General features: G+C 60.5%; 16 protein-coding genes. 6 read left to right on the top strand and 10 right to left on the bottom strand.

Annotation, left to right across the window (positions count from 1 at the left end):
* Positions 1-28: 28 nt before the first annotated feature.
* Entirely contained in the window at positions 29-1,345 is a 1,317-nt protein-coding gene (locus tag AC2FF8_RS16995; RefSeq protein ID WP_496880288.1) for a lytic murein transglycosylase, read from the bottom strand.
* 62 nt (positions 1,346-1,407) lie between these two features.
* Complete coding sequence (locus AC2FF8_RS16990; RefSeq protein ID WP_496880287.1) at positions 1,408-2,121, bottom strand: helix-turn-helix transcriptional regulator; 714 nt, start codon at positions 2,119-2,121, stop codon at positions 1,408-1,410.
* Between the two features lie 87 nt (positions 2,122-2,208).
* On the opposite strand from AC2FF8_RS16990, the gene AC2FF8_RS16985 reads away from it, so the two are divergent.
* Both AC2FF8_RS16985 and AC2FF8_RS16980 read left to right on the top strand, forming a co-directional pair.
* Positions 2,209-2,907 carry a glutathione S-transferase family protein gene (locus tag AC2FF8_RS16985; protein WP_496880286.1) on the top strand — a complete coding sequence of 233 codons (699 nt, stop codon included), beginning with the start codon at positions 2,209-2,211 and terminating at the stop codon, positions 2,905-2,907.
* Positions 2,904-3,290 carry a DUF1801 domain-containing protein gene (locus tag AC2FF8_RS16980; RefSeq protein ID WP_496880285.1) on the top strand — a complete coding sequence of 129 codons (387 nt, stop codon included), beginning with the start codon at positions 2,904-2,906 and terminating at the stop codon, positions 3,288-3,290. The genes AC2FF8_RS16985 and AC2FF8_RS16980 overlap by 4 nt, the downstream gene beginning before the upstream one ends.
* Here AC2FF8_RS16980 and rnr read toward each other — a convergent pair.
* The 3 genes from rnr to dapE are packed head-to-tail and all read right to left on the bottom strand — an operon-like array spanning position 3,281 to position 7,305.
* Positions 3,281-5,539 (bottom strand): ribonuclease R, encoded by a 2,259-nt coding sequence (rnr, locus tag AC2FF8_RS16975; protein WP_257599452.1) that lies wholly within the window; start codon positions 5,537-5,539, stop codon positions 3,281-3,283. The genes AC2FF8_RS16980 and rnr overlap by 10 nt on opposite strands.
* 47 nt (positions 5,540-5,586) lie before the next feature.
* Positions 5,587-6,162 carry a TIGR04282 family arsenosugar biosynthesis glycosyltransferase gene (locus AC2FF8_RS16970; protein WP_496880284.1) on the bottom strand — a complete coding sequence of 192 codons (576 nt, stop codon included), beginning with the start codon at positions 6,160-6,162 and terminating at the stop codon, positions 5,587-5,589.
* Between the two features lie 3 nt (positions 6,163-6,165).
* Positions 6,166-7,305, bottom strand: coding sequence for a succinyl-diaminopimelate desuccinylase (dapE, locus tag AC2FF8_RS16965; RefSeq protein WP_496880283.1), 1,140 nt, complete (start codon positions 7,303-7,305; stop codon positions 6,166-6,168).
* Between the two features lie 210 nt (positions 7,306-7,515).
* On the opposite strand from dapE, the gene AC2FF8_RS16960 reads away from it, so the two are divergent.
* On the top strand, positions 7,516-8,574 hold the full coding sequence (locus AC2FF8_RS16960; RefSeq protein ID WP_170345545.1) for a transporter substrate-binding domain-containing protein: 1,059 nt from the start codon (positions 7,516-7,518) through the stop codon (positions 8,572-8,574).
* Here AC2FF8_RS16960 and AC2FF8_RS16955 read toward each other — a convergent pair.
* Positions 8,571-8,915 (bottom strand): DUF8846 family protein, encoded by a 345-nt coding sequence (locus AC2FF8_RS16955; protein WP_152459314.1) that lies wholly within the window; start codon positions 8,913-8,915, stop codon positions 8,571-8,573. The two genes, AC2FF8_RS16960 and AC2FF8_RS16955, sit on opposite strands and share 4 nt — an antisense overlap.
* A 109-nt stretch (positions 8,916-9,024) precedes the next feature.
* On the opposite strand from AC2FF8_RS16955, the gene AC2FF8_RS16950 reads away from it, so the two are divergent.
* Complete coding sequence (locus AC2FF8_RS16950; RefSeq protein ID WP_496880282.1) at positions 9,025-9,624, top strand: hypothetical protein; 600 nt, start codon at positions 9,025-9,027, stop codon at positions 9,622-9,624.
* 141 nt (positions 9,625-9,765) lie between these two features.
* Here AC2FF8_RS16950 and dapD read toward each other — a convergent pair whose 3' ends face one another.
* The 3 genes from dapD to AC2FF8_RS16935 all read right to left on the bottom strand — a co-directional run bounded on the left by dapD (position 9,766) and on the right by AC2FF8_RS16935 (position 12,257).
* Complete coding sequence (gene dapD, locus AC2FF8_RS16945) at positions 9,766-10,593, bottom strand: 2,3,4,5-tetrahydropyridine-2,6-dicarboxylate N-succinyltransferase (RefSeq protein ID WP_425080138.1); 828 nt, start codon at positions 10,591-10,593, stop codon at positions 9,766-9,768.
* A gap of 108 nt (positions 10,594-10,701) precedes the next feature.
* Positions 10,702-11,301 (bottom strand): GntR family transcriptional regulator, encoded by a 600-nt coding sequence (locus tag AC2FF8_RS16940; RefSeq protein WP_152459316.1) that lies wholly within the window; start codon positions 11,299-11,301, stop codon positions 10,702-10,704.
* A 44-nt stretch (positions 11,302-11,345) separates the two neighbouring features.
* The gene (locus AC2FF8_RS16935; RefSeq protein WP_496880281.1) at positions 11,346-12,257 is read right to left on the bottom strand and encodes a threonine/serine dehydratase; all 912 of its coding nucleotides are present in this window, start codon (positions 12,255-12,257) and stop codon (positions 11,346-11,348) included.
* 79 nt (positions 12,258-12,336) lie between these two features.
* Here AC2FF8_RS16935 and AC2FF8_RS16930 point away from each other — a divergent pair, with 79 nt between their 5' ends.
* Positions 12,337-13,179 carry an LOG family protein gene (locus tag AC2FF8_RS16930; RefSeq protein ID WP_496880280.1) on the top strand — a complete coding sequence of 281 codons (843 nt, stop codon included), beginning with the start codon at positions 12,337-12,339 and terminating at the stop codon, positions 13,177-13,179.
* Positions 13,180-13,182: 3 nt separating this feature from the next.
* Positions 13,183-14,280, top strand: coding sequence for a cystathionine gamma-lyase (locus AC2FF8_RS16925; RefSeq protein WP_496880279.1), 1,098 nt, complete (start codon positions 13,183-13,185; stop codon positions 14,278-14,280).
* Here the strand turns inward: AC2FF8_RS16925 and AC2FF8_RS16920 are convergent, their stop codons facing one another.
* Positions 14,281-14,664 (bottom strand): hypothetical protein, encoded by a 384-nt coding sequence (locus AC2FF8_RS16920; RefSeq protein WP_170345539.1) that lies wholly within the window; start codon positions 14,662-14,664, stop codon positions 14,281-14,283.
* Positions 14,665-14,764: the final 100 nt, after the last annotated feature.

The following is a 14,764-nucleotide window of genomic DNA, read 5'->3' as shown; positions in this document are numbered from 1 at the left end:
GCGGCCCGTTTGGGTCGCCTCTTTTTGTTCACCGCAGCCGCTCCAAAAGTTTCGCAGTTGGATAGCCGTCCGGCACCAAGCCCCGCGCCAGTTGGTAAGCGCGGACCGCATTGATGGTGTTCGGCCCGGTGCGCCCATCTATACCCTTCGTATCAAACCCGGCCTGGGTCAGCCGGGTCTGCAACTCTTTTTTCTCGGTGAAGCTCAGCGCCCGCTCATCTCGGGGCCAGTCGGACTGAAACGGTTCACCACCCGCAAGCCGGTCGGACAGATGTCCGATACCGATCACATAGGCATCGGCCCCGTTATAGGCCTCGATCACGCTGAAATTGTCGAAAACCATCAGCGCCACGCCCTGCCCCCCGGCGGGCAAAAGGATTGCGGCTTGCCCGTGATCCGGGATCGGTTTGCCGTCACGCCCCACCACGCCACGCGCCGCCCAATCTGACGGCAGCAGGGTGTAGTCCCGTTTGGCGGTGGCATAGTCGAACCCTTCGGGCAAGCGCACCTCTACGCCCCAGGGCTGCCCCTTTTTCCATCCGTGCCGCGCCAGATAGGACGCGGCCGAGGCCAGCGCATCCGTCGGGTCGTCCGACCAGATGTCACGCCGACCATCGCCATCAAAATCAACTGCGTGATCCAGATACGATGTCGGCATGAACTGCGTGTGCCCCATCGCACCTGCCCAGCTGCCCAGCATGTTTCCGGCACTGACATCCCCTGCCTGCACGATTCTCAGGGCGGCAATCAACTGCGTTTCAAAGAACTGCGCCCGCCGTGCATCAAAGGCCAGCGTCGCCAGGGAACTCAGCGTCCGGTTGCTGCCACGATAAGAGCCGAAAGATGTCTCCAGCCCCCAGATTGCCGTGACCACTTCCTTTTCAACGCCATATTCAGCCTCGATTTGCTTCAACACCTGCCGATGTTGCTGCATGGCGGCACGACCATTGGAAACGCGCGAGTCCGAGACTGCGGAATCCAGATACTCCCAGATCGGTTTCGAGAATTCCGCCTGATTGCGGTCTTTTTTCAGGATGCCCTCGTCAAAGGTCATGTCCGAGAACACCCTGTTCAACGTTCTTTCCGTTATGCCCTGCTGCTGCGCGCGCTCCTGAAACGCGCCGAGCCAGGCCTGAAACCGTGCGGTCACGGCCGCGGACACCCGCAATGCCTCAACCGCCGGGCGCGGGACCGGACGGATCGAAACCGTCACATCCGCCGAGGCCAGCCGGATCGTTTCGCCGGTCACTGCACTGTCTGGCCATTTCGTGTTTTCTGATGTTTCCGCCTGCACTATGGATGCCCACAATGCGACGGTCATGACGCCGCCTACGCATTTATGCATTCCGATTTTTCCTGATTACTGCTCAACCTCAGGGTAGCGCAAAATCGGTGAATCACAAAGTCTCAGGCATCCTCATCGTGCTCCTGTGCGTCGCGCTTTGCGCGGATTTGCGCCAAAACCTCGCGCAGCATGGGCACGCGGTTCGGTCTAAAGCTTTGATCTGTCACAGACATGTCCTGCATGCGATCCAACCGGAAGACGCGAAAATCCCGTCTCAGGTGGCACCAGCCGAGCAACACATTTGATCGATCCATGTAGACGATGCTCAGCGGGTTCACCCGTCTTCGTGTGGCATCGCCTTTTGCGTCCGTGTACGAGAACTCGACCGCGCGTTCGTCCCACGTCGCCTGCCGCAAAACGGCCACGTCGATGGTCGGCGCGGGCGGGCGATTGAACCGCGTTGCCGCCAGAACCGCGTGGTTCAGCCGATGGGACTGACGCTGTGGCAATCGCCCCTGCAATTTCCGCAGGGCGGCGCTGGCTGCCACTGACAAGGCAGGATCACCAATCACCTGTACTTCACGAAGGCCAAGAACAAGGGCCTCAAGCTCGTCATCAGTGAAACCCAATGGCGGCAGCGTGGCATCTTCGATCAGAGTGAACCCAAACCCCGCTTCACCGTCGATAACGGCCCCCAGACCACGCAGCGCGTCAATATCCCTGTGAATTGTTCTGGCAGAAACACCCAGATCCTGTGCCAACTGTTCAGACGTTCTGGGCGATGGGCCAGAACGCAGGGCTTGCATCAGTTGGAACAATCGGGCGGTGCGGGACATGATGAACCCTAGCCTAACCCTGATGACAAAAACTGTCATTAGGTCGGTTTACTTATCTGGCACGTCGAAAAAACACGGAGCCGCACGATGCTGACCCTTCTCACCTATCCTTCTGCCTTCGGGCTGTTCAGCGCCAGCCCGTTCTGCGTCAAGACAGCCTTGATGCTTCAACACTCCGGCCAGGCCTGGCAGCGTTCAGACATGCTTGACCCGCGCAAGATGCCGCATCAAAAACTGCCCGTCCTGCGCACGCCAGAGCGGTTGATACCGGACAGCGATCTGATCCGCGATTGGCTGGAACAGAAGGGGGCCGCGTTCGATCAGGGGCTTTCGGACGTGGAAAAAGCGCAATCCCGCGCGCTGGTGCGCATGGCCGAAGAGCATCTGTATTTCCACATCGTTCTGGACCGCTGGGGCAATGATGAGGTCTGGCCAATCCTTCGCGAAACCTTCTTCACCGGAATTCCGGCCCTGATCCGTAAGCCGGTGTCCAATGCGATCCGAAAATCCGTTCTGAAGGGGATCACGTCACAAGGGATCGGACGGTTCTCGTTGCCCGAGCGCATGGACCGGCTCGAACGCGATCTCGAGGCGATCTCGGCCTATCTGTGGCGATCCCGCTTCCTTCTGGCGGATCAACCGACATCAGCAGACATGAGCGTCGGCCCGATGCTCGCCGCCATGCGCGCAACACCTGCCGATACCCCACTGACCCGCAGGATCAAACAGGATAACCTGTTGAACAGTTACGTGAACCGGATGGAACAGGCGATACCGATTGCATGAAACCGTTTGATGACCCTTCGGTCGCATCGGCCTTTGAAGCCATGCCCCCGCACGCACGCGCGGGGGCTTTGGCGCTTCGCGATCTGATCTTTGAAACGGCAGACACTCTGCCCGCTGCCAATCCATTGCGGGAAGAGCTGCGCTGGGGCCAGCCCGCCTATCTAGCCCCCAAAGGATCAACGATCCGGCTGGGGGCTCATAAATCCGCGGATTTCGCGCTGTTCGTACACTGCCAAAGCCGATTGATCGGTGATTTCACCACGGCCTTCCCGGGCGAAGACAGGATCGACGGGAACCGGGCCATTCTGTTCGATGACCCGGGCCAGATAGATGAAACCCGGCATGGCTGGCTGATTGCCCGGGCGCTGACCTATCACCTTTGACGGCGCTTGCGTTCGACCTTGCGCTTGATCTTGTCCTTCTTGCGCTTGGTGCTGGCTGCCTTGCGTCGCGTCGACCGCTTGGCGGGTCCGCGCCCGCGCGGCAGGGCCTGATCGTCGATGGACAGCAGTTCCAGTTCCAACCCGCCGGTCACAGGTGTCGCCTCGGTCAGCCGCACCGTGACCCGCTGGCCGATGGCGATGATCAGCCCGGATTCCGAGCCCATCAGCGTTCCGGCCTCTCGATCAAAATGGAAGAATTCGCGCCCCAAAGATCGCACCGGCACCAGGCCATCCGCGCCCGTTTCGTCCATCTTCACGAAGGCCCCGAACCGGGCAATGCCACTGATCCGCCCGGTGAATTCGTTGCCCACACGTTCGCTGAGATAGGCCGCCAGATAGCGGTCGGTCGTATCACGCTCGGCCATCATCGAGCGGCGTTCTGTATCCGAAATATGCGTGGCCGTTTCTTCAAGCCGGGCAATTTCGTCCTCGGTCAGCCCGTCCTTGCCCCAGCCATGGGCCGAAATCAGCGCCCGGTGCACGATCAGGTCGGCATAGCGCCGGATGGGCGAGGTGAAATGCGCGTAGTTGCGCAGCGCCAGCCCGAAATGGCCGAAGTTTTCCGGGCTGTAATAGGCCTGCGCCATCGACCGCAAGGTGCTGAGATTGATCAGCTCGGCATCCTCGGTGCCGGCGGCGGCATTCAGCAGCGCGTTCAGGTGACGGGTTTGCAGCACCTGCCCCTTGGCCAGATTCAGCCCGGCGGCCTGTGCCGTTTCGCGCAGGTTTTCCAGTTTTTCGGGCGCGGGTTCTTCGTGCACCCGGAACAACAACGGGCTGCGCTTGGCGATCAGCGTCTCGGCCGCGGACACGTTGGCCAGGATCATGAATTCCTCGATCAGCCGGTGCGCGTCCAACCGCTCGCGGAACGCGACGCTTTCGACCTCGCCCTTGTCGTTCAGCACGATCTTGCGTTCCGGCAGGTCCAGCTCCAGCGGCTGGCGTTCGTTGCGCGCCGTCTTCAAGGCGCCATAGGCCGCATAGAGCGGCTTCAGAACGCTGTCCAGCAGCGGGCCGGTCCGGTCATTGGGGGTGCCGTCGATGGCCTCCTGCACTTCGGCATAGTTCAGGGACGCGGCCGAGCGCATCAGACCGCGCACAAAGCGGTGGTCGATCTTGTTGCCGTTTGCATCGATGCGCATCCGCACCGCGATACAGGCGCGCGGCACGCCTTCGTGCAGCGAGCAGAGATCACCCGACAGACGGTCCGGCAACATCGGCACGACACGGTCGGGGAAATAGCTGGAATTGCCACGCTTGCGCGCCTCGCGGTCCAGCGCGGTGCCTGGGCGCACATAGGCGGCGACATCTGCAATCGCGACCCAGATCACATGACCGCCCGGGTTTTTCGGGTCGTCATCAGCATGGGCATAGCAGGCGTCGTCATGATCGCGCGCGTCCGAAGGATCGATGGTCAACAACGGCAAATCCCGCAGGTCCTCGCGGCCTTTCAGGCCAACGGGCTTGGCCTTGTCGGCCTCGGCAATCACCTTGTCGGGGAAATCATCCGGGATACCGTGCTGATGGATCGCGATCAACGAAACGGCCTTGGGCGCAGTCGGGTCGCCCAACCGTTCAACGATGCGCGCGCGGGGCAGCCCCATGCGGTTTTTCGGCCCGGCTTGTTCGGCCTCAACCAGTTCGCCATCCCTGGCGCCCAGCGCGGCGCCTTCGGCCACCAGCCATTCGGTCGATCCGGCCTTGTCGATCGGCACGATCCGCCCGCCTTCAGCCCCTTTTCGGAAGATACCCACGATTTTACGAGGGTTCGTCCCGATACGACGGATCAGGCGGGCTTCGTAATTGTGGTCTTCCTCATGCACGGCCGTCAGTCGGGCCAGAATGCGGTCACCCTCGCCCAGCGCCGGGTCGCTGGCGCGGGCGATGATCAGAACTATGGGCTCGACCCCCTCGCCATGCCATTCCAGCGGCCGCGCAAACAGGTCTCCATCCTTGTTCGGAGCTTTCACCTGCAACACACTGACCGGCGGCAGGCGATCCGGGTCGCGGTAACTGCGCTTGCGCTTCTCAAGATGGCCTTCGGCCTCAAGCTCCTTGAGGATACGTTTCAGATCAATCCGATCCGCGCCCTTGATGCCAAAGGCTTTGGCGATATCGCGTTTCGAGGTCAGGGTGGGGTTCGCCGAGATCCAGTCGAGGACCTCCTGCTTGGTAGGAATGCGAGTCATACGTCCGGCCTAGCACGCGTTTGCGACCGCGTCATGACCAAAAAACTTCAGGGTTCAAGATCGGCAACCGTATCCACATCGCGCAACAGATCAAGCAATGACACCCGACAGCCGGGGATCGAAGCAAGCGTGTCAGCCAATGCGTGTTCCGTCGACCAGCGCACGTCCCGGAACAGACTTGCCGGCAAGGCCGCATACCGTTGCGCTCCGACCAGCCAATAGCCACCATCGGGGGCAGGCCCAAACACCATTTGAGAACGCCCCAATGCATCGAAAGCACGGGCAATATGGGGGCGCGAAATGCCCGGAATATCCGCGCCGATCAGGCAAACCGGCCCTTTGGGCATACCGCGCAGCATCCGCGCCATGCGATCCCCCAGATCCCCACGCCCCTGCGCCGCGCGTGGCAGGTCCGCAGGCCATACCCGGCTGTTCAGACCCTGCTGATCCGGTGAGACGGCCAAAACGATACGCCAGCGGGGATCGCGAAGCCTCCGGATCAAGGACCGGGTCTGGTGCCGAAACCACCACGCTGCGCCGACCATGCCGATATCTCGACCAAGCCGCGTTTTGACGCGGCCCGGACGAGGTTCCTTCACCATGATCACCAATGTGCGCTGCATGGATCAGGCGAAATAGTCAGTCAGGATACGGGTATAGATAGACTTGAGCTGCTCAATCTGGGCCACCTCGACACACTCGTCGACCTGATGCATCGTGCGCCCGACCAGACCGAACTCGACAACCGGGCAGTGGTTCTTGATGAAACGCGCATCCGACGTACCGCCGGTCGTCGAAAGCTCGGGCGTTGCGCCTGTTTCTGCCTTCACCGCCCCGGCCACCAGATCCGACAATGGCCCCGGCGGGGTCAGAAAGCTTTCGCCGGAAATTTTGATTGCGACATCTATTTCAACGCCGAACTGAGCGGCCACCTGATCCGCTTCCGACTTCAGCCAGTCACTCAGGCTGGCCCCGGAATGCAGATCATTGAATCGAATATTCACCGTTCCCTTGCACTGCGCCGGGATAACGTTGGTGGCCGCATTCCCGGTGTCGATTGTCACCACGGCCAATGTCGAAGCATCGAAGTGGTCCGTGCCCTGATCCAGTTCGTGCCCCGCCAACCGATCCATCAGCCGCGCCATGGCTGGCAAAGGGTTATTGGCGCGATGCGGATAGGCTGAATGGCCCTGAACACCTGTGATCGTAAACCACGCAGTCATCGACCCCCGACGGCCGATCTTCATCATTTCACCCATCTTGTTCGGGCAGGTGGGCTCACCCACCAGGCAGACTGACATATGTTCATCCGCGCCGTTCATGTAATCCAGCAAGGCGGTCGTGCCATCCAGCGCGTCGCCTTCCTCGTCGCCGGTTATGGTTAGGATGATGGCTCCGTCCGGAGGGGTGTCGCGCACGAAATCAATCGCCGCAGCCGCAAATGCCGCAACACCGGATTTCATATCCGTTGCCCCACGCCCATACATCACACCATCGCGTATTTCGGCCCCGAAAGGCGGCATCGTCCACGCGGCCTCATCGCCGACTGGCACAACATCCGTATGGCCGTTGAACCCGAAACTGCGCGGATGGCCTTTCTGGCCCCACCGTGCGAACAGGTTGCTGACGCCACCACGGTCGACACGCGTGCATTCAAACCCCGCATCCGCCAGCACCGACCCCAGCAGAACCAGCGCGCCGCCCTCGGCAGGTGTGACCGATGGGCAACGGATCAGATCGGCTGTCAATTGGACGGGGTCGGTCATGCAATGGCCTCTGGAACAGTGTCTTTCGCGGGTTCGCGCACAGATTCAACGAATTGGCCGGTTTTCCAACCCCAATTCGCAAAAATATCCTTTCACCCAACCGAGCTGGTATCAAAGCGACACCCAGACAAATCATGACGGTTTACCCGGCGACCATCTTGCCGCCCGCCGCACAATCGCGCTACAGGGCCGCGAAACAGGTGAATGAATATGAAGCGCGCATTCTTCGCACTGATCTGCCTGACTTTCGCCGTCCTCGCGCAGCAGAGCATGGCGCAGTCTCTCACGGTTACGACAGTGACCCGCCCCCCGTTTTCCTATGTCGAGGACGGTGCGGAAACCGGCTTTTCGATGGATCTGCTCGCGGCGCTGGCAGAGGCGCTGAACTGGGACTATTCCGTCAATCGGGTCGATTCCTTTTCGGAGATGCTGGGCGCGGTCCGGGATGGATCTGCGGATCTTGCAGTTGCCAATATCTCGATCACCGCGCAGCGGGAAACGCAAATGGACTTCACCCAGCCGATCTTTGAGGCGGGCCTGCAAATCATGGTGCCATCGGAAGCCGCGCGCCAGCCGTCGCTGCTGCATGCGTTGCTCTCAAAAGAGTTGTTCATCGCCATCGGCCTGGCCTTCGCCATTCTGTTGGGCGGCGGCATGCTGATGTGGAGCTTTGAGCGCCGCGCCCAACCCTATTTCGACCGCAAGCTGAACGAAGCCTGGTTTCCCTCGTTCTGGTGGGCGCTGAACCTTGTCGTGAACGGCGGTTTCGAAGAGAGGATGCCGCGCACGCCATTCGGCCGGCTTCTGGGTGTCGTTCTGGTTGTTTCGTCACTGTTCATCGTGTCCGTTTTCACGGCCCGCATCACGTCGGTCATGACCGTGGAGGCGATCACGGGCAGCGTGAATTCGGTGAACGACCTGTATGGCAAGAGTGTCGGGACAATCACGGACTCGACCGCGGCAAGCTTTCTGAACCGGCGTGAGATTGAATTCACCGGCTATCCCGGGCTGGAGCAGATGCTGGATGCGTTCGAGGCCAAGCAACTTGACGCTGTGGTCTTCGATGCACCGATCCTGTCCTACTATGCGGCCCATGAAGGCCGGCGGATTGCATCGATGACAGGCGGCGTCTTCCTGCGCGAAAACTACGGTATCGCTTTCCCGACAGGGTCGCCTCTGGTCGAGGATGTCAACCAGGCCCTGCTTTCGTTGCGTGAAGACGGAACTTATGACGAAATCTATCGCAAGTGGTTCGGTACGCGGAACTAGGTCTGCGGCTCGTCTCCGAAGAACGGTGTCATCTGCGCGACGATCACGGCGTTTTCATCCAGCGCGCGCTGCATCAGGGCACGTTCGTCAGGTTCGATCTCATGTCCCTGTGCCTCACGCTCGGCCAGGGTCCCGTAGCCGGTGACATCCAAAGGCGCGGTGTCGGCCTGCTTCAGAATAGCCACCGTCTCGCGCACGGCCTCGGCTTCGTCCACGCCACTGGCATAACAGATCAGTGCCGCCCCGGTCGCACCGTCCGGTAGCCCGTCTCCATCCTTGCGGCCGATCTGGACCAGAAGGGTATAGACTTGCTGACGCGAGGGCTTCTTTTGCTTTTCCATGGGCCATGCATTACGCGCGGTGTTTTGAAGGGTCAACTGCTTCCATCGATCCAGGCTTTGAGGCTAGGATCTTCCGCAGCCCGCTGCCTGGCCTTTAGGCCCTGAGGACTTGCAGGAATGCGACTCAGCAAAACCCTTTTCCCGTTTTCGCCCAAAAATTGAGCAGTGCTCGAATTCGATTCCCCAAGTTGAATCGGGCACATTTTTGCCACATTTGAGTCGTGATTCTAGCCATTTTCTGCTGAGTTCGACGCGCTTCCCGCCTTTTGCAACGATGAAGACAGGCCATCTCTACGCTGGAGCCACTGCGAAAGTCATTTTTTACAGGAGAATTAAAATGAGTGTTCTGTCCAAGTTAATGATGACGACTGCAAGTGTGATTGCGCTTTCCGGAGCACCTGCTGTCGCTGTGCTGTCGTTTGTGACGCCGGGTGCGGCGTACGCTCAGGACGGCGGCGGCGACAGCGAAGGCGGCGGCGATAACGAAAGCGAAGGCGACAGCGAAAGCGGCGGCGACAGCGAAAGCGAAGGCGATAACGAAGGCGGCGGCGACAGCGAAGGCGGTGGCGATAACGAAAGCGAAGGCGACAGCGAAAGCGGCGGCGATAACGAAAGCGAAGGCGACAGCGAAGGCGGTGGCGACAACGAAGGCGCGGAAACCAACGCTGAAAACTCAGAAGTTGACGCTATGCAGGGTGAAAACCGCTGACCCACAAAGGGTGATCCTCTGAGATGAGCCTCATGCTCAGGACAGGTTTTGGTCGGGGTTCGGCCTCACCTTGAACGACACCCCAAAATAATCGAAAGGCCGGAGCGGGTCTGCTCCGGCCTTTCTGTACAACCGGGAAAATCAGTCCCGCAGCAATTCGTTGATGCCGGTTTTCGACCGGGTCTTTTCATCCACCCGCTTCACGATCACCGCACAATACAGGTTGATATTGTTCTTTGACGGCATCGAACCCGCGACGACCACGGAATAGGGTGGGACTTCGCCATATGTCACTTCGCCGGTTTCGCGATCCACGATCTTGGTGGATTTGCCAATGAACACGCCCATCCCCAGAACCGAGCCTTCGCGGACGATGCAGCCCTCGACCACCTCGGAGCGCGCGCCGATAAAGCAGTTGTCCTCGATGATGGTCGGGCCGGCCTGCATCGGCTCCAGCACGCCGCCGATGCCAACACCGCCCGACAGGTGGACGTTTTTGCCGATCTGCGCGCATGAACCAACGGTCGCCCAGGTATCGACCATGGTGCCTTCATCCACATAGGCGCCAAGGTTGACGAACGATGGCATCAGCACCACGCCCGGCGCGATATAGGCCGACTTGCGCACAACGCAGTTGGGAACCGCGCGGAACCCGGCCGAGCGCCATTGTTCTTCACCCCAACCGGCGAACTTGCTGTCCACCTTGTCCCACCAGCCGCCGTCTTGCGGACCGCCAGTCTGGATTTCCATGTCCTTGATGCGAAAGCCCAGCAGAACCGCTTTCTTCGCCCACTGGTTCACATGCCAGTCACCGTTTTCCAGCTTTTCAGCAACACGCAGCGACCCGCTGTCCAGCGCGTTCAGCGTGTCTTCGATCGCTTCGCGTTGTTCACCTGCCGTGGCGGGTGTGATCGTGTCGCGCGCCTCCCAGGCGGCTTCGATGGCGGCTTCCAGTTGCGCGTTGGACATGGGGCGTCTCCCTACAGAATCTGTTCATGTTGGTTTGGCCTATACGCAAGCCAGGCCCATGGCGCAATGCGACGAACACGGGCCGTTTTGCGGCTGACAGGCCCGTAATCAGCTGGCGCGGCGTATATGTCGGGTCAGAATACCTTTTGCCGTGCTCAGGTCCTTCCGCCTGAGCGCCTGAACAAGCGCCGCGTGGTCCTTGTCTGTCTGCTGCACCCATTTCGACCGCCAGTGCGCAAACAAATGGCGTGCGCTGGCGATATGCAGGTCGTCAATTGCATGCAAAAGCCGGGGCAACCCGCAAGGCGTCAGAATGCAGCGATGGAACGCTCTGTTCAGAGCCTCCCATTGGGGCATCGTCTGCGCCTCGTCACAGGCGATGCGTGCGCGATCGATCTTTTCCAATGCGACCGGAGACATGTTCTGCACCGATTGCTGCAACGCCAGTGTTTCCAGCGCCACGCGCATTTCGATGACCTCTCGCACCTCTGCCGGGTCCAGTGCCGTGACCCGCATGCCCCGGCGCGGTTCATGCCGGGCCAATCCATGCGCCTCAAGCCGCAACAGGGCTTCCCGCACAGGAACATGGCTGGTGTCGAAGGCGCGGGCAATATGATCCTGCCGCAGCTTTTCCCCGGCGCTCAGCTCTCCGGTGATGATCTGCTGGCTGAGGTTCTGGTAAATCGTGTCGGAAATCGTGGCCGTCATGAATTATAGATAAAATCCGCAACGCCCATCCACAACCAGATAATTCACCCCGCAAGCGGGTCCGGCGCAATATTCGCACCGCACACCAGAACGGCCACACGCTCGCCCGGTTCGGGCCGATACACGCCCGAGGTCAAGGCTGCCAACGCCGTAGCACCCGCCGGTTCCACCAGAATACGATGCGCCTGCCACAACATCTTCTGAGCTGCCGCGATGGCGTCATCCGACACAAGGACCGAAGTCATCCCCTGCGCGAGATCAAAACAGATCTGCCCGATCCGGCGCGCGCCCAGGGCGTTCGCTGCAATCCCGGATACCGAGACATCCACCGGCTCACCGGCCTGCAACGCCGCATTCAGCGCGCACGAGGTTTCGGGCTCCACCGCGACGACTTTGCGCGCGCCGTCGAACCACGCCAACGCCCCGGCGATCAGCCCACCGCCGCCCACAGCGACCAGAACCGTGTCTGCCTGCAAGCCCTGCGCATCCCATTCCGCAAAGCAGGTCCCCTGCCCCGCCACAGTCGCCGGCGCATCATAGGCGTGTATCTGCATCGCTCCGGTTTCAGCTTCATGCGCCTGCGCCAGTGTCAGCGCATTGGCGTATTCGCCGGACACAACGCTCAGATCCGCGCCGGTCTGCCGGATCAATGCGATCTTGGACGGACCCGCCAGTTCAGGCACGAAAATCTTGGCCGGATAACCAAGCGCCTGCGCCGCAAAGGCCGCCGCTGCACCATGATTGCCGCCGGATGCAGCCACGACCCCTGCATCGGGTACGTCGAGGCTCAGCAACGTATTGAACGCGCCGCGCGCCTTGAAACTGCCCGTGTGCTGCATGTGCTCCAGCTTCAGCTCAACGGGATAGCCCGGTATTCGGCTCTCGATCACCGGCGTCACCTGCGTATGTCCGTCGATACGATCCTGCGCCGCTGATATTTCGTTCTTCCAATTCATTCTTGTCTTTCCGTGACTGGCACTCTGCCCGCGAACCCTATAGCTGTTTGGAAAACACGCAAGCAGGGATCGATCACCCATGAGAGAAGACCGCCACAATCCGTTTCGCGATGCGCAGACAGATCGCTCGACAGCGAGCGAAGTGCCGGACACGCCGCAAACGCGATCGTCCGCCTATCGCCTTGCCTTTGCCGATGACGAATTCCTGTGCCGGGACGAACTGCGCCCGGTGCGTCTGCAACTGGAACTGTTGAAACCCGAGATGATCATGAGCGAGCGCGAGATCACCTCGACCATCGTGATGTTCGGCGGCGCGCGCATCCCTGAACCATCGCAGAAACACACCGCACGAACGGAAACGCTGGCTGGTCTGTCGGCCTATTATGACGAGGCGCGCGAGTTCGCGCGGCTGATGACCGTGAAATCGAACGAGACCGGCTGCCGCGAAAACGTGATCGTGACGGGCGGTGGCCCCGGTGTGATGGAGGCAGGTAACCGTGGTGCACAGGACGCGGGCGGATGCTCTATCGGGTTGAATATCGTTCTGCCGCACGAGCAGGCCCCGAACCTTTATGTGACACCGGATCTCAGTTTCAACTTTCACTATTTTGCTATCCGCAAGATGCATTTCCTGATGCGGGCCCGCGCCATCACAATCTTCCCCGGCGGCTTCGGGACAATGGATGAGTTGTTCGAATCCCTGACCCTGATTCAGACCGGCCGGATGGAGCGCGTGCCTTTCCTGCTGTTTGGTCACGAATTCTGGGAAAAAGTCATAAACTGGAAAGCACTGGCCGATGCCGGCACCATCTCGGACGAGGATCTTGACCTGTTCCGCTTTGTGAACACGGCGCAGGAAGCGGTCGAGATCATCGAAAACTGGGAGCCCGCCCCGCCCCGCGACGAAATTCCGGGGCGCTGAACCATGGCCCCCAAGACCGGAGAGATGCTGCATCTGCGCGGAAATGCCCTGAGCAAAGGCGAAGCTGTGGCGCTGCCGCTGACCCAAAGCAGCATGTACCACCTGCCGGGCGCCCCGGACGGACAGGCGAGTTACGGCCGGGTGGACAACCCGACCTGGGTGCATCTGGAACATGTTCTGTCGCATTTGGAAGACGCACCGTGCCTCAGCTTTCCCTCGGGCATGGCGGCGATTTCCGCGGCGCTGTTTGCCACCGTAAAGGCCGGGTCACGCCTGCTGATCCCCTCCGACGGCTATTACGTGACGCGCCTTTTGGCCGATCGTTTCCTGTCGCGGCTGGGTGTGATCGTTGAAGAACGCCCCACCACCGCTTTTAACGACGGCGGTTTTGACGGGTTCGATGTGGTCTTTGTAGAAAGCCCCTCGAATCCCGGGCTGGACATGATCGATCTGACAACGGTCGCGGATCAGGTGCGTGCTGCCGGGGGCGTAACCATTGCCGACAATACGACGATGACGCCGCTGGGTCAGCGCCCTCTGGATCTGGGCATCGATGTGGTTGTCTCGTCCGATACCAAGGCGATGGGCGGGCATTCCGACATGCTGATGGGTCATGTGGCCAGCCGCGACAGCGACATCATGGAACGGGTCGAGGAATGGCGGAAAGTCTCTGGCTCGATTCCGGGGCCACATGAAGCATGGCTGCTGCATCGCGGCCTTGAAACGCTGGACGTTCGGTTCGACCGGATGTGCAGCTCGGCTGAAGTATTGGCCGAACACCTGGCAGCACATCCCGCAGTGAAACGGGTGCGCTATCCCGGGCTGGCCGATGACCCGTCGCACAAACTGGCGCAAGAACAGGCCACGCGGTTCGGATTTCTGTTATCCCTGACGCTGGACAGCGAAGACAAAGCCGAAGCCTTCATCAACAATTGCCCGCTTCTGCGCCCGGCCACGTCATTCGGAGGCGTCCACAGCTCGGCCGAGCGGCGCGCGCGCTGGGGCGACGACGTTGATCCGGCCTTCATCCGCCTGTCCGTCGGATGCGAACCAGTGGACGAACTGTGGCACGCTATCGAAACCAGCCTGAACGCTGTGTGATTACTTTTTGGGTTCACGCAGCTCTTTGAACACGTAGATCGGCAGTACCACGCTGGCGATCAACGCCCCCAGCCAGACCAGCAGCGTCGCAGCCAGCAGGTTCGAAACCCCGCCAACGGTCAGCCCGGCGGCAATCAGGTCGGTCACGAAAAGGCCCACGAAAGTCACGATCAAGGCGATACCGCCCTTCAGGGCGGGCGCTTTCTTTTCGCCCAGTTTCAGGATCAGGGGTTCGGCCACAACCTGCACAACGGTGAAGACAATCACCACTACGATGAACGAGATCGGCTTGATCGCAAATCCAGACAAGATCAGAGAGGCAAGCAACAACCCAATGGCATTCCCGGCCAGCAAAGCCAGGGCGGATTTTATTCTGCGCGTCATGCGGCGATCTCCGTCAATCAATAGGTACAAACATGCAGATATTATCAGGTCTGCGGGATTTTACGAAACAATTCAATCGCCTCTTTCGTTTTACCCGTTG

The sequence above is a fragment of the Ruegeria sp. YTSA144 genome (genome assembly GCF_059610125.1).
Note: the sequence above shows the minus strand (reverse complement) of the source record. Positions and strands in the feature narration are given on the sequence as shown.